General features: G+C 60.4%; 11 protein-coding genes. 9 read left to right on the top strand and 2 right to left on the bottom strand.

All coding sequences use genetic code 11. The annotated features are described in order from the left end of the window. Positions 1 to 20 precede the first annotated feature (20 nt). The 6 genes from DLM86_RS28885 (at position 21) to DLM86_RS28860 (ending at position 6,750) form a co-directional block, all read left to right on the top strand. Positions 21 to 932: an ABC transporter permease gene (locus DLM86_RS28885; protein WP_245954998.1), complete on the top strand. Its 912-nt coding sequence runs from the start codon at positions 21 to 23 to the stop codon at positions 930 to 932. A 16-nt stretch (positions 933 to 948) separates the two neighbouring features. Further along, positions 949 to 1,815 (top strand): carbohydrate ABC transporter permease, encoded by an 867-nt coding sequence (locus DLM86_RS28880; RefSeq protein WP_110843532.1) that lies wholly within the window; start codon positions 949 to 951, stop codon positions 1,813 to 1,815. A gap of 54 nt (positions 1,816 to 1,869) precedes the next feature. Further along, entirely contained in the window at positions 1,870 to 3,414 is a 1,545-nt protein-coding gene (locus DLM86_RS28875) for an extracellular solute-binding protein (protein ID WP_110843531.1), read from the top strand. A 193-nt stretch (positions 3,415 to 3,607) separates the two neighbouring features. Further along, positions 3,608 to 4,276, top strand: a complete 669-nt coding sequence (locus DLM86_RS28870; protein WP_110843530.1) for a hypothetical protein — start codon at positions 3,608 to 3,610, stop codon at positions 4,274 to 4,276. 266 nt (positions 4,277 to 4,542) lie between these two features. Continuing rightward, positions 4,543 to 5,397 (top strand): ribosomal RNA small subunit methyltransferase A, encoded by an 855-nt coding sequence (locus tag DLM86_RS28865; protein ID WP_110843529.1) that lies wholly within the window; start codon positions 4,543 to 4,545, stop codon positions 5,395 to 5,397. 78 nt (positions 5,398 to 5,475) lie between these two features. Further along, positions 5,476 to 6,750 carry a hypothetical protein gene (locus DLM86_RS28860; protein WP_110843528.1) on the top strand — a complete coding sequence of 425 codons (1,275 nt, stop codon included), beginning with the start codon at positions 5,476 to 5,478 and terminating at the stop codon, positions 6,748 to 6,750. A gap of 29 nt (positions 6,751 to 6,779) precedes the next feature. On the opposite strand, the gene DLM86_RS28855 is transcribed toward DLM86_RS28860, so the two are convergent. Both DLM86_RS28855 and DLM86_RS28850 read right to left on the bottom strand, forming a co-directional pair. Then, entirely contained in the window at positions 6,780 to 7,049 is a 270-nt protein-coding gene (locus DLM86_RS28855; RefSeq protein ID WP_110843527.1) for a YqkE family protein, read from the bottom strand. 45 nt (positions 7,050 to 7,094) lie between these two features. Further along, positions 7,095 to 7,520 carry a GNAT family N-acetyltransferase gene (locus DLM86_RS28850; RefSeq protein WP_110843526.1) on the bottom strand — a complete coding sequence of 142 codons (426 nt, stop codon included), beginning with the start codon at positions 7,518 to 7,520 and terminating at the stop codon, positions 7,095 to 7,097. A gap of 293 nt (positions 7,521 to 7,813) precedes the next feature. Here DLM86_RS28850 and DLM86_RS28845 point away from each other — a divergent pair, with 293 nt between their 5' ends. The 3 genes from DLM86_RS28845 to DLM86_RS28835 are packed head-to-tail and all read left to right on the top strand — an operon-like array spanning position 7,814 to position 12,817. Further along, positions 7,814 to 9,331 (top strand): extracellular solute-binding protein, encoded by a 1,518-nt coding sequence (locus DLM86_RS28845; protein WP_110843525.1) that lies wholly within the window; start codon positions 7,814 to 7,816, stop codon positions 9,329 to 9,331. 45 nt (positions 9,332 to 9,376) lie between these two features. Further along, on the top strand, positions 9,377 to 11,221 hold the full coding sequence (locus tag DLM86_RS28840) for a cache domain-containing sensor histidine kinase (protein ID WP_245954987.1): 1,845 nt from the start codon (positions 9,377 to 9,379) through the stop codon (positions 11,219 to 11,221). Beyond that, complete coding sequence (locus DLM86_RS28835; RefSeq protein WP_110843524.1) at positions 11,222 to 12,817, top strand: response regulator; 1,596 nt, start codon at positions 11,222 to 11,224, stop codon at positions 12,815 to 12,817. The last annotated feature ends 300 nt before the right edge of the window (positions 12,818 to 13,117 follow it).

The following is a 13,117-nucleotide window of genomic DNA, read 5'->3' as shown; positions in this document are numbered from 1 at the left end:
CGGAGACGGGGACGAAGCGCATGCCGAAGCGCGGGTTCGCCGGCAGGTGGAGGAAAAGCCGATACTTGCTGCTCATGTTTTTGCCCTGCTTCGTCTACTTCGCGCTCTTCAAATATTTGCCGATGTTCGGCATCGTCATTTCGTTCAAAAATTACAACCTGTACAAGGGCGTCTGGGAGAGCAGCTGGGTCGGACTGAAATATTACCGGATGTTTTTCGAGAACCCCGACTTCTTCAAGCTGCTCCGCAATACGATCCTGCTCGGCTTCTACAAGCTGCTGTTCGGATTCCCGGCGCCGCTTATTCTGGCGCTGCTGCTGAACGAGCTGAAGAACGCGGTGTTCAAACGGTTCGTGCAGACGGTCAGCTACTTGCCGCACTTCATCTCGAACGTCGTCGTCGCGAGCATGGTCGTCCTGTTCCTGTCGCCGAGCACGGGAGCGGTCAACCAGCTGATCGCATGGCTCGGCTTCGAGCCGATCAACTTCATGGTGAAGCCGGATCTGTTCCGTTCCATCTACGTGGCATCGGAAATTTGGCAGCATGTCGGCTGGGAGACGATCATTTATTTGGCGGCGCTGACCGCGATCGATCCGATGCTGTACGAGGCGGCGGAGATCGACGGCGCCGGCCGGTGGAGAAAGCTCGTCCACGTCACGTTACCCGGCATCGCACCGGCGATCGTCATTCTGCTCATATTGAACGTCGGCAAAGTGCTCGAGATCGGCTTCGAAAAGGTGTTCCTGCTGTACAATCCGGCCACCTATGAAACCGCCGACATCATCAGCACCTACGTCTACCGGGTCGGCTTGATGGAAGGCAACTTCAGCTACGCGTCCGCCATCGACCTGTTCACGGGCGTCGTCAGTCTCATCTTCATTCTCGCCACGAACGCGATCAGCCGCAAGGTGAGCGAGACGAGCCTGTGGTAGAAAGGAGACGAATCGCATGAAATCCCGAATCGGCTTGTTTACCGTCGTCAACGTCGCGATTTTGCTGCTCGTCGTCGCGGCGACGCTGTATCCGTTTCTGCACATGCTCGCCGTCTCGCTCAGCCAAGACATTTATGTCATGCGAGGCGAAGTGTCGATTTGGCCGAAAGGGCTGAACTTCGACATGTACAAGTTGGTGCTGAACGACCCCCGCATCGCGACCGGCTACGCAAACACGATCGTCTACGTATCGCTCGGCACCGTCATCGCGCTGCTCGTCACGTCTCTCGGCGCTTACGCGCTGTCGAAGAAAGAGATGCTGTTCCATAAGGGCTTTACGCTCATGGTCGTGTTCACGATGTTTTTCAGCGGCGGGATGATTCCGACGTTCCTCGTCGTGAAGGGGATGGGGCTGATGGATACGGTGTGGGCGATGGTGCTGCCCGGCGCGGTGAGCACGTGGAACCTGCTCATCATGCGGACGTTTTTCTCGGGCGTCCCCGTAGAGGTCGAGGAGTCGGGCAAAATCGACGGGCTTACGGACATCGGTATTTTCTTCCGCATCGTGGCGCCGTTATCCAAAGCGGTGTTCGCCACCATCGGGCTGTTCTACGCGGTCGCGCTCTGGAACAACTTTTACTTCCCGTTACTCTACTTGCGCGATCCGGATTTGTTCCCGCTGCAGGTCATTCTGCGCAATATCGTGCTGGCCGGCCAAGTCAATTCCGGCGACGTGACGAGCGTGGGAGGCGACAATCTGATCGTCGAGGAATCGCTCAAGTTCGCGACGATCATCGTATCCACGGTACCCATTCTCTTGCTCTACCCGATGCTCCAGAAGCATTTCGTCAAAGGAGCGATGATCGGGGCGGTCAAGGGCTAACGATACACCGACAGGGAGTTCGATGGGGTATAATGAACAAGAGGAGAGATGAACATGAGAAAAGGGTTGTCGACGATGCTGGCCGTCGTGCTGTCGCTCGCCGTCGCGGCGGGCTGCTCCGGGTCCAAGCCGGATGCGTCGGGCGAAACGGGCGCGGCGGGCGGGGGGACGCCGTCCGCTTCGGGCGCTCCGGCCAAGCAAACGTTCTCGATGCTGACCGAATCGCATCCGAGCTGGCCGTACAACAAAGATTGGCTCATCTGGAAGCTGTTCGAGGAGAAGACCGGCGTGACGATCGACATGCAGGTGCCGTCCGGCAAGCTGGACGAAGCGATCAATTTGGCCGTCGCCTCCGGGAACATGCCGGACATCATGTTCATGCTGACCGATCAGATGGCGAATAAGTTCGGCCAGCAGGGCGCGCTCGTGAACATCCTCGATTATTTGAACGACATGCCGAATTTCAAGAAGTGGCTCGATCGATACCCGGAAATCGCCAAAGGCGCCATCGCGGCCGACGGCAACATGTACAAATTCCCGAACGAAGGGTTCGGCGAGACGAACCGGATGATCTGGCTGTACCGGGACGACGTGTTCAAGAAGCACGGCTTGACCCCGCCGAAGACGTATGACGACCTGTACGCGGTGCTGAAGAAGCTGAAGGAGCTGTATCCGAACAGCTACCCGCTCGCCTTCCGCAACGGCGCCCAGCTCGGCATGATGCGCAACCTGTCGGCCAACTTCTCGACGCACGAAGGCTATTACTATGAGAGCAACGAGCTGAAATACGGCCCGACGAGCGACAATTATAAAAAAATCGTCGAGTATTTGAACAAGTTTTACAAGGAAGGCCTCATTCCGCCCGATTGGCTGACGATGGATACGAAGCAATGGCAGGATATCATGTCGACGAACCGCGCGTTCGTGACGTTCGACTACATCAGCCGGATCGACTTTTTCAATTTGGCGCTGCGCAAAGACAACCCGCAGTTCAACATGGCGTTCCTGGCTCCTCCGGCCGGCCTGCCGGGGGGCAAGCAGCTGAGCGCGTACACGCAGTTCGTCGAGTCGGGCCTGACCGTCTCGTCCAAGTCGAAGAACATCAAAAGCGTCATGAAATTCATCGATTTCTACTACTCGGAGGAAGGCCGCAACATCGCCAGCTGGGGCAAGGAAGGCGAGACGTATACGGTGACGAACGGCAAGAAGCAGCTGATGAAGGACAAATTCGTGGACATCTCCGATATGCGCAAAAAGACGGGGCTCGCTACGAACGGGGTCTATACGTGGATCGATTACGACGCGCATCTGTCGCTAGCGTCTCCGGAGCTGCAGGCCGCCTACGTCGAAGCGCGCAAGTACGACGACGTGTTCCGCCCGCGCGCCAGCTTTAACGAGAAGGAGCAGGAAGTGATCTCGACGGCCGGCCAGGCGATCGACAAGCATCGCGAGGAAGCGATCACGAAGTTCATTCTCGGCGAGAGAAGCTTGGGCGACTGGGACAAATACGTCGACGAAGCGAAAAAGCTCGGTCTGCAAAAAGTGATGGACACGTACAAAACGGCGTTCGAGCGCGCCGCGAAAACGAGCTTGAAGTAGGACGACACCCCCTTGGGCCGCTTGACCGGCCGAAGGGGGTGTTTGGTATGGGACGCATGGGCAGTCGGGTTCGATCGGCGCTTTCGGCGGACCGGCGATTCGGATAAGATAGGAAGTAGCGCCAACGAGCTTAGGGCCGTGTAGGCCGGCCCTTGATCGTACCGATTCGAGGGTGGGGAAGGAGGATGCTGACATGAGATGGAAGATCGCGTCGGTTGTCGGGATCGGACTGCTGATACTCTCCGTGCCGCTTCTCGTTCCGTATTGGGAAGAGACGCGCTTAAACCGGGCTGCGTATGCCCGGTACGAGCTGTCTCCGGTGTATGACCGGAACGATGCGTCGTTCTACGGCCATCGGATCTCGCTGAAGGATGCCGCGAAGGACCGGATCGCCATCGAAATCGACGGCAAAAACTACTCCGATCCGGCTCCCGCCGAGATTCGGGACGGATTCACGGACGCGAACCGGTACCACGGGTATGCGCACTTGGTCCGGCTGACGGACCGCAAGACGGGGGAGGAGCGGTTCGCGGTCGTCCAGCGCGTCGACGGCGTTCGGACCGAGCAAGTTACCCGAGTCGAAGGGCTTCGCTGGCGATTGCTGCTCGTCGATCGGGACGGTCGCGTCGCGGAGGAGACGTTCGGCTACGGCGAGCATGCCGAGCCGGCTTATCGGACGATGCTGGCGGGCTACGCCACGCCGATCGCGTTCGGTCGCTCGGGTGCGCCGTACGGTTATCCGCCGCTTCTGTCCTGGCTTCTCGTGCCGTTGACGGCTGCGGCGATCGGCGCCGTGCTCGCCGTCGCCGGAATCGTCGGGACGTTCGCGACACACCGGCGAAGAAAGCGGACGGCGGGTTGAACGGTTAAACGCCGGAATAAACGGTTAAAGCGGTTTTGGGCCGGGCGGTCCCGGGGACGAGGGTGGTATACTGATCGTATCTCGGGCCGCTTATTTCGTATGGACCCGGGACTAGGAGGCTCCAAATCGTCGTGTGCAACATCGCGTTCATCCGGATTCGCTAATGAGGGTGCAGATTGGATCGCCCGGCTACGTTCCAAAAGCCGGGTCGTATTCGGGCTGCACCTTTTTCATTCAACGAATCGAATGAACGGGGTGTATTTGGCATGTCCAAACAGAAACGTACGTTCCGGGATGGCCGCGGAGCCGAAGGAACGACTAATTTTTCCGGCCAGCATTTGCTGGTCGACGGGGCGGCGATCGGGCGCATCGTCGCGCTCGCGCAATCGCGGGCCGAAGGCGATCGGCCGATTCTCGATATCGGCGCGGGGAAAGGGGCGCTGACCGTGCCGATGGCCGAGCGGGGATGGCGCGTGCTGGCCGTCGAGAACGATCCGGCCATGGCGGAGAAGCTGCGGGCGAAGCTGGGCGACAAGCCGAACGTACGGATCGTCGAGCGGAACGCGCTCGATATGCGGCTTCCGCGAGAACCGTTCGGCGTCGTCGCGAACATTCCTTTCGCCATTACGACGAGGCTGTTCGATCTTCTGCTCGGTACGCCGGCTTCCTCGTTCGAGTGGGGCGTGTTCGTCGTCGAGCGGGGGGCGGCGTACCGGTTCACCGCCGACCCGGTGACGGATCCGCGCTTGTTGGGATGGCGCATGAGGTACGACCTGAAGATGACGCATACGATTTCGCGCGACAGCTTCGCGCCGCGGCCGCGCGTCGATGCAGCCGTCCTGTGCGCGACGCGCAGGAAGCGTCCGCTCGTTCCCGACGGCGGCGCGGAACGGTTCTTGGCGCTGGCCGCGCACGGGCTGAGGGAGCCGCGGCTCCCGTTGTTCGAAGCGCTCGGCGACGTCTTTACGGCGCCGCAGCTGAAGGTGCTTTGCCGCGCGCTCGGGGGCGACCGGAACGCGGCGATCGGCACGTTGGACGAGAAGCGTTGGGCAATCGTTTACGAGACGATGTGCCGGTACGCGGATCGTTCGCGTTGGCCGAGGAGGGTGCGGCGAAAATAGCGGATCGGCGCAACCGTTCCGGCGGTCGAAGCGTCTAACCATTTACAGGAAATCGGTAGGAGAGAGGGAGGCGCAACGATGCTTCGCGGATGGAGAAGGATGAGAGGAAAGCTGCTTGCGGCGCTGTCGGCGATCGCGCTGCTTGTGCCCGTGTGGGGGGCGGAGCGGGTCGAAGCCGGGTCGACGATATCGAAATCGGTCGTCGTCGTTCGTTCGGCCGAGCTTTACCCGTCGCCCGAGAAGACCGGACAGCCGCTCGGCGTCGTGTCGGGCATCCAGCAGGTCGACGTCGACTGGGGAGATTGGGAGGAGGACGGACGCAAGCCCGAGAAGTTCCCCCAACGGGGAGACTGGATTCGGGTGAAGACGTGGCTCGGCCCCGCATGGATCGAGGACGGAGCGGGCGTGCTATACGGCGGCTACGACGAGGAACGCGGGGAAGCCCACTTGCTGAACACGGTCGAGCTGTATAACACGCCCGTCGAGGGAGACGCCGTCGGAGCGTGGATCGCTCCGCAAAAGCTGAAGGTGACCGGAACGATATCGTTTCAGCCGAAAGATAGCGGTTCGGCCCGCCAGTTTGCGGCCTTAAGCGGCGAGTGGCTGCGAATCGAAACGTGGCTCGGGGATAAATGGATTTACAAGCCGGCCTTGATGGAGAAGATGAACCGGAAGGAGCAGTCGTATGCATTGAAGCTGACCGGAGAGGCGAAGGCGTATCCGCTCCCGCACGTCGAAGGTCCCGGAGAGACGATTCCGGCCGGCGTGGTGCATGTGACGGCGAGCGCTTGGGAAGGGCGCGACATGGGGTCGCCTCACTGGTACGAGATCGAATGGAACGGGGAGAAGCGGTGGATTCCGCTCGGGGACGACGCTTGGATTCAGTATCGGACGTTGAAGCGGCCGATCCGGCTGACGGAAGCGACGGACGTGCATGAGAAGCCGAGATATGGAGTAGGCGGAGCGGAGCTTCCGCCCGGCACCTATGAAGCGATCGAAGCGACCGGCCCGTGGGTGCATGTGAAGACGGCGGACGGTACGGCGTGGGTCGATATGGAACGCGCGCTGCTTCGGCAGAGGGAACGCGCCGTCTGGATCGAGGAGGATGTGAAGCTGTCGGAAAAGACGGAGTCGTATTACTATCCGCAGACAGGAGATGTGTACCATGCGAAGGGGTTCTTCTCGCCGCAGACGGTGAAGTCGTTCGAGCGTTGGACGGCCGAGGACGGGGAAGTATGGTACCATATCCAAACGGCGGGCGGAGCCGAATGGGTGAACGAGGACGGTGTCGTCCCGGCGGACGCCGGCGAAAAGGCGCATGCCGCCGCGGAAGGGACGGCGGAAGGCAAGTAGCCGGGGGAGGCGGGTCCGCCTCCAGCCCCCTACTTGAACTTGCGCCAGTCCATCCCGCTCTGCTCGAGCAGATGGCCGAAATCGTTCTCGAGCCGCTTCTGCTCGGCTTTGCGCGCTTCCTCCGCCTGCTTGCGGGCGTCCTCCTTGCGCTTCTCCTCCGTCGCCTTCAGCTCGTCGCCCGTCGCCTTCAGCTTGGCGAGCACGTCGGGATTCAGCAAATCTTTCAGCGTCGCCGGCTTATCGGCCGAAGAAGCGGCGGGAGAAGCCGCCGGGGGCGCCTTCCTTTTTTTATGGGCCACGATACATCACCTCGGATTTTTCCTTATTATAGCAGGCTGTGATCGTCAGTCGATACGGTTGATCGACTTCTTCAAGTAGTAATGCCGGCTCCCCCGAGGCGCGTCCTCGATGACGCACAGCACCTCGTAGCCGTGTTTCCGGTAAAAATCGGGGGCTTGGAAGCCGAACGTATTCAGCTTGACGAAGTCCGCCCCTTTCGCCGCGGCCAGCGATTCGGCTTCGGCAAGAAGCCGGGAGCCGTAGCCGTGCCGACGGTACCGCTCGTCGACCCATAGGATGTCCACTTCCACCCAGTTCCAGCACCGTTTCCCTACGAGCCCCGCGACGATATCGCCGGACTCGTCCCGGATCGCGAGTTGGATCGGCTCGTACGCCCCCGTCACATGCTTGCTATTATACTCGATCAGCTTATGGCGGACGTATGCGGCGTCCTCATCCTGCATACGGCTTACGATCGTGTCGTCGGCCATCGGTATCCGCTCCTCTCCCTCGTGCTTGCGATTGCGCCCATTGTAACGCCTAAGACGATCCCGGGCAAGGGAAAAGATCGTTATACGTCACGCTCGGGCCGGGGACCGTCCGCCCGATGTCCGGGAAACCGCGTGGCGGTGCGCCCCGGCCGGGCGGAGAAGTTTCTTTTTGGCCCCGGGGATGATAAAATATCGGTATATGACGCTGTAAGCGTTTGCCGTACAAGGAATGTTGCAGTGGGGTCTCGCGTTATCTGGCATCGTCCCGTCGGGGGACGGAAAGGAAGTCGCGAATGGGGAATCCGAGAAAGAGAAAAGTCGTCGTCTACGCCGCAACGGCGGTTATCGTCGCGGCGGCGGCCGGCGTATGGGCCGTAATGGGGACGGGAGACGACAAAGGCGGGGCGGAGCGTGCGGAAAAGGAGAAAATATCCATCGTAACCAGTAGCTTGGGGACGACGTTTCCGCCGGGGTTGAACGAAAACGACAATCCGTATCTCGATTACATCGAAGAGCATACGAACTTGGACATTCATGTCACGCTGCCGCCCGTCGAGAGCTACGAAGAGAAGCTGAACATCATCATGACGTCCAGCAATGTGCCGGACATGCTGCATGCGGTCGACGAGGTGTGGGTGGCCAACTATGCGAGGCAGGGCAAGCTGGAGGCGCTCGAAGATTTGATCGACCAGTACGGTCCCGAGCTGAAGAAGAAAATTCCGAAGGAGGCGTGGGATCAGGTCACGTTCAACGGCCGCATCTACGCCATACCGAGCCTGAACGAAGCGAAGGGCATCCAGCTGATGTACGGTCGCAAAGATTGGCTCGATCGGCTCGGCTTGAAGCCTCCGAAGACGCTGGACGAGTATTACGAAGTGATCCGCGCCTTCGCCCGGAACGATCCGGACGGCAACGGCAAGGACGATACGATCGGCCTGCTGCTGACGGAGAGGCTCGGCAGAAGCGCGCCGTTCTTCGGGGCGTTCGGCACGCAGCTCGACCAATGGCTCGAACGCGACGGACAGCTCGTCTATTCGAACATTTTGCCGGAGACGAAGGAGGCGCTCGCCTTCTTGCGGAAGCTGTACGAGGAGCGGCTGATCGACCCGGAGTTTCCGCTGAACCGGAACAAAAACCTCGAGGAGAAAATCGCCACGGGCAAAGTCGGGCTGTTCTCCGCCGCCTGGTACGATACGCGCGGGCCGATCGAGCTGAACAAGCAGCGCGACCCGAAGGCGGAATGGATTCCGCTCGACTATCCGACCGGGCCGAGAGGCGAAAAGGGCGTCTACGCCACCTCGCTCATTCGCGGCATGGAGGTCGTGCCCGTCGGCAGCCCGAATGCGGCCAACGTCATCCGCATGCTCAACTTCATCGCGGGCGAAGGACACCGCAGCTTGAAGCTGGGCTTCGAAAACCAGGTATGGTCGATGCAAAACGGGAAAATGGTAACGAACTTCGAGGAGCATAACAAGCACCAGTACCGGGGCATCTATACGTCGCTGGCCGACGTCGTCGAGCCCGAGCTCGAGAAGCAGCGGCTCGATTCGCTCGGCGAGCATTTCCGCCTGTACGAAAACGTGCGCATCGTCGAAAGCAATCTCATCCCGAACAAATTCACCGGACTGCCGACGCCGGCTATGGGCAAATATATGATGAAGCTGTCGGCGCTTCAGGACGAATTTATCAAAATCGTCCTCGGCGTATCGCCTCTGGACGAATTCGACCGCTATGCGGAACGATGGAGGCGGGAAGGCGGAGACGAAATTACGCGGGAAGTCAACGAATGGTATCGTGCGTCCAACCCTTGAAGCGCGCCTTTCGGCCGACACTCCACCTGATCAGAAACGGGGGTTTTGACGATACGCCCGATCCGCTGGTTCAGCCGGCTGTACCATCAAAACATCCAGCTGCGGCTGACCGTCTACTTTTTGTTTATTTTGCTGCCGCTTGTGGCGGTCAGTCTGTTCTCCAACTTCCAGTCGCGCCGCATGCTGCTCGAGCAGACGACCGAGCGGACGAAGGCGGCGCTGACCTCGTCCATGGACTATATCGATTTGACGCTGCAAAACGTCGAGGAAATCTCGACGCTGATCGCGACCGACGCCAACCTGCTCCGCTACTTGGAGCAGAACGGCTCGCAGCTGACGCCGCAGGCGATCGTCAACTTCACGGAAGTGCTGAAGCAGCTGTCGAATATGACGTCGATCAACCACATGATTTCGCAGGTGTCGATTTTCCATTCCCGCTCCAACATGGTCGTGTCGACGGCGAACGGAAGCAAGCATCTCGTCGACCCGAGGCAGCATGAATGGCTGCGGCTGCTCGCCCGGTTCGGCGGGAGCGGCATCGTGTATACGCTCCCGGACGAGCCTACGCCGGACGGGCAGACGTTCGGCTCCGTCATCGGAGCGGACGGCATCTCGCTCGTGCGGGCGATGGACTTGAGCAATCCGGACCGGCAGCCGAACTTGCTCGTCGTTACGCTCAGCAAGTCGAACCTGCTCGGCCTCATCCGCTCGCTGCTGCCCTCCGACAGCGCGCAGATCGTCCTGCTGACGAGCGAACGGAAGCCGATTACCGGGACGGGCGAGCTGAGCGCGGAGAAGCTGGCGGGGCGGATGGCGGACGACGGTACGTTTACCGTCGAAGTGAAGTCGAAATATTACAAATGGTCGCTATTGCTCATGCAGCCCAAGGACGAAGTATATGCGAAGTCGGAGCAGATGCAGCTGTACACGTATATCATTATCGGGATCAGCGTTCTTCTTGCGCTCTGGATTTCGTGGGCGGTCTACAGCGGCATCGCGTCACCGGTGCAGCGGCTCATGTCGGGCATGAAGCGCGCGGGCGGAGGCAACTTCAACGTGCGGATCGAGAACGACCGGCAGGACGAGTTCGGCTATTTGACACAGGCGTTCAACCAGATGATCTACGACCAGAAGCAGCTGATCGAGCACGGCTACGAGCAGCAGCTTCGGCTGGCGCTGACCGAGCTGAAGTTTTTGCAGACGCAGATCAACCCGCACTTTTTGTACAATACGCTCGATTCGATTTATTGGGCGGCGAAAAACTACGAGGCGGACGAAATCAGCGAAATGGTGCTGAATTTGTCGCGCTTTTTCCGGCTTAGCCTGAACAAGGGAAGCGATACGTTTACGGTGGAGGATACGGTGTCGCACCTCCACTATTACGTCCGGGTGCAGCAGCTGCGCTTTCTGGACAAGTTCTCGGTCCGCTACGAGATCGAGGAGGCGAGCAAGCCGATTCCGATCATGAAGCTGCTGCTGCAGCCGCTTGTCGAAAACGCGATTTTGCACGGCTTGGAGCAGCGGGAGCGCGGCGGGGAGCTGGTCGTGCGCGCGCAGATCGAAGAAGGCTACCTGCGGATGACGGTAACGGACAACGGCGTCGGCATGAGCCGGGAGCGGCTCGATTATATTCGCGGCGAGCTGGAGCTCATCTTCGGTCCGGACAAGCCCGGCTTGTCGCTTCCGCCTTGGGAGGCGCCCAAAGATTTGTACGGGCTGCGCAACGTCGCTTCGCGCATTCGGATGGTGTACGGCAAACGGTCGGCGATGAAGGTGGACAGCGCGGAAGGCGAAGGGACGGCCGTTACGGTTCTGCTGCCGCTCGACCGGTGCAAGGAGACGTTCGAGCTGTCCGAAGGGGCCGGCTTGGATAGGAGAGGAGCGGAATAGATGAATTTGCTCATCGTGGAAGACGAAATCCGCTTGTGCAACAGCTTGGCGAACAATATGCCATGGGAGCAGCACGGTATCGAAATAGTCGGCATGGCCCATAACGGGCTCGACGCGCTCGACTTGATCGAGCGGAAGAAGCCGGAGCTGCTGCTGCTCGACATTTCGATTCCCGGCGCTGACGGCTTGACCGTGGCGCGCAAAGTGCACGAGCAGCGGCTGATGACGAAAATCATTATTTTGAGCGGGCACGACAATTTTACGTATGCGCAAAAAGCGCTCGAATTCGGCGTGTCGAAATATTTGCTGAAGCCGGCGGGCGAAACGGAAATTATGGAGGCGGTTTTGCACGCGGCGGAGCAGCTGCGCCGAGAGCTGGAGCTCAAGCACAGCCAGGAGGCGCTGCAGGAAATTTGGCGGCACAACCTGCCGAATTTGCAAAACAACTTTTTCATCCATTGGCTGAACGGCAAGTTCGTGGAATGGGAGGTGACCCGCCGCAGCCAGGACGTGCAGCTCGAGCTCGACCGGGAGGCGCGGTACGCCGTCGTCGCGGTCGATATGGACCCGGTACCGGAGGAGGAGACGCGGTTTACGCCCCGCGATTTGCCGGTGCTGCAATTTTCGCTCGGGAGCATCGCCAAGGAAGTGCTGCCCGATTACTGGGTATGCTCCGATCCGGGAGGGGCGACCGCGCTTATTTACAAGGCGCCGCCGGACAAGGACGCGAATGCGGTCATGCTGCAGATCAATACGGACGTGACCCGGCTGCTGTCGAACGTCAAGGAGTGTCTGAAGCTGACGGCGAGCGCCGGCATATGCCGGACGACGGGCAGCCGCGACGAAGTGCCGGAGCTGTACCGGCAAGCGGTGCGCGCGCTGCAAAACCGGATCGTCTACGGGGGCAACATCGCCATCCCGTTCCGCGAGGAGCCGGGACACAAGCCGGTGCTGCCGACCGATCCGAATCTGGAGAAGTCGCTCGAGATCGCGCTCCAGACGGGCGACGAGGCGAAGGCGGAGGAGACGCTCGACCAGCTGTGGGGGATGAGCGGGATCGTGAGGGCGGAGTCGATGGACGACGTGCAGGAGAACGTCATGTTTTTCGGCGCGCTGCTTATCCGGATCATGCAGAAGCAGGGGTGGCCGTTCAAGGAGCTGGCCGGGGACGACTTCGCGTTCTTCCTGAACCCGCAATCGCTCGGCAACAAGGAGCAAATTCACGCGATGCTGCTGCGCGTCGTCCGGCGGGCGGCCGCATACGTGAAAAAGGAGCGCATGTCGGTCAGCCACCAAATCGTCAAGCAGCTGCTCGGCATCGTCGAGGAGGAGATGGATCAGGAAATTTCGCTCCATCAAGTCGCCGACCGGCTGTTCGTCAACTCGTCGTATTTGAGCCGGCTGTTCAAGCAGGAGACGGGCAAGTCGTTCTCCGCCTACGTCATCGAGCGCAAGATGGAGCGGGCGAAGGCGGCATTGCTGGACGGGGCGAAGATCGGCGAAGCGGCCGCCATGGTCGGCTACCACGACGGCAGCTACTTCACGCGCGTGTTCCGCAAATATTGGGGCGTCACGCCGGGCGAGGTGCGGCCGTAACGCGGCGGGCGAGGTCGCTTGCGGAGGCCGGAATTCGCGGACTGCGGAAGGGTTTGACTCGAGAGCCCGGACGGCTGCGGGCGCTGCCGGGTTATGCGGCCCTGGTACGGGCCGAGCTTCGTGCCGCGGTATCGTCCGCCGCCGTTCCCGAGCGGTGTCGCGGACCTAGGCATCCTTCAACATGTGCATGGAACGCCAGATAGGGAAGGGAAATGTGGAGTCCGGCTGCGGTCGGGCTCTTTTTCTTTTCGGCGTCCGACCGTTCATGGGGTATCTTCCAATAGAAATGGATGGGGAGGA

It is taken from the genome of Paenibacillus flagellatus (assembly GCF_003217775.1).
GTDB classification, from domain to species: domain Bacteria; phylum Bacillota; class Bacilli; order Paenibacillales; family NBRC-103111; genus Paenibacillus_AB; species Paenibacillus_AB flagellatus.
This window is presented reverse-complemented; position numbering and strand designations above follow the sequence as displayed.

Excerpts from the sequence above, each read along its gene's own strand:
- DLM86_RS28845 (WP_110843525.1), top strand. The coding sequence starts at position 7,814 with ATGGGGAATCCGAGAAAGAGAAAAGTCGTCGTCTACGCCGCAACGGCG.
- DLM86_RS28860 (WP_110843528.1), top strand. The coding sequence starts at position 5,476 with ATGCTTCGCGGATGGAGAAGGATGAGAGGAAAGCTGCTTGCGGCGCTG.
- DLM86_RS28865 (WP_110843529.1), top strand. The coding sequence starts at position 4,543 with ATGTCCAAACAGAAACGTACGTTCCGGGATGGCCGCGGAGCCGAAGGA.
- DLM86_RS28880 (WP_110843532.1), top strand. The coding sequence starts at position 949 with ATGAAATCCCGAATCGGCTTGTTTACCGTCGTCAACGTCGCGATTTTG.
- DLM86_RS28850 (WP_110843526.1), bottom strand. The coding sequence starts at position 7,520 with ATGGCCGACGACACGATCGTAAGCCGTATGCAGGATGAGGACGCCGCA.
- DLM86_RS28875 (WP_110843531.1), top strand. The coding sequence starts at position 1,870 with ATGAGAAAAGGGTTGTCGACGATGCTGGCCGTCGTGCTGTCGCTCGCC.
- DLM86_RS28870 (WP_110843530.1), top strand. The coding sequence starts at position 3,608 with ATGAGATGGAAGATCGCGTCGGTTGTCGGGATCGGACTGCTGATACTC.
- DLM86_RS28835 (WP_110843524.1), top strand. The coding sequence starts at position 11,222 with ATGAATTTGCTCATCGTGGAAGACGAAATCCGCTTGTGCAACAGCTTG.
- DLM86_RS28885 (WP_245954998.1), top strand. The coding sequence starts at position 21 with ATGCCGAAGCGCGGGTTCGCCGGCAGGTGGAGGAAAAGCCGATACTTG.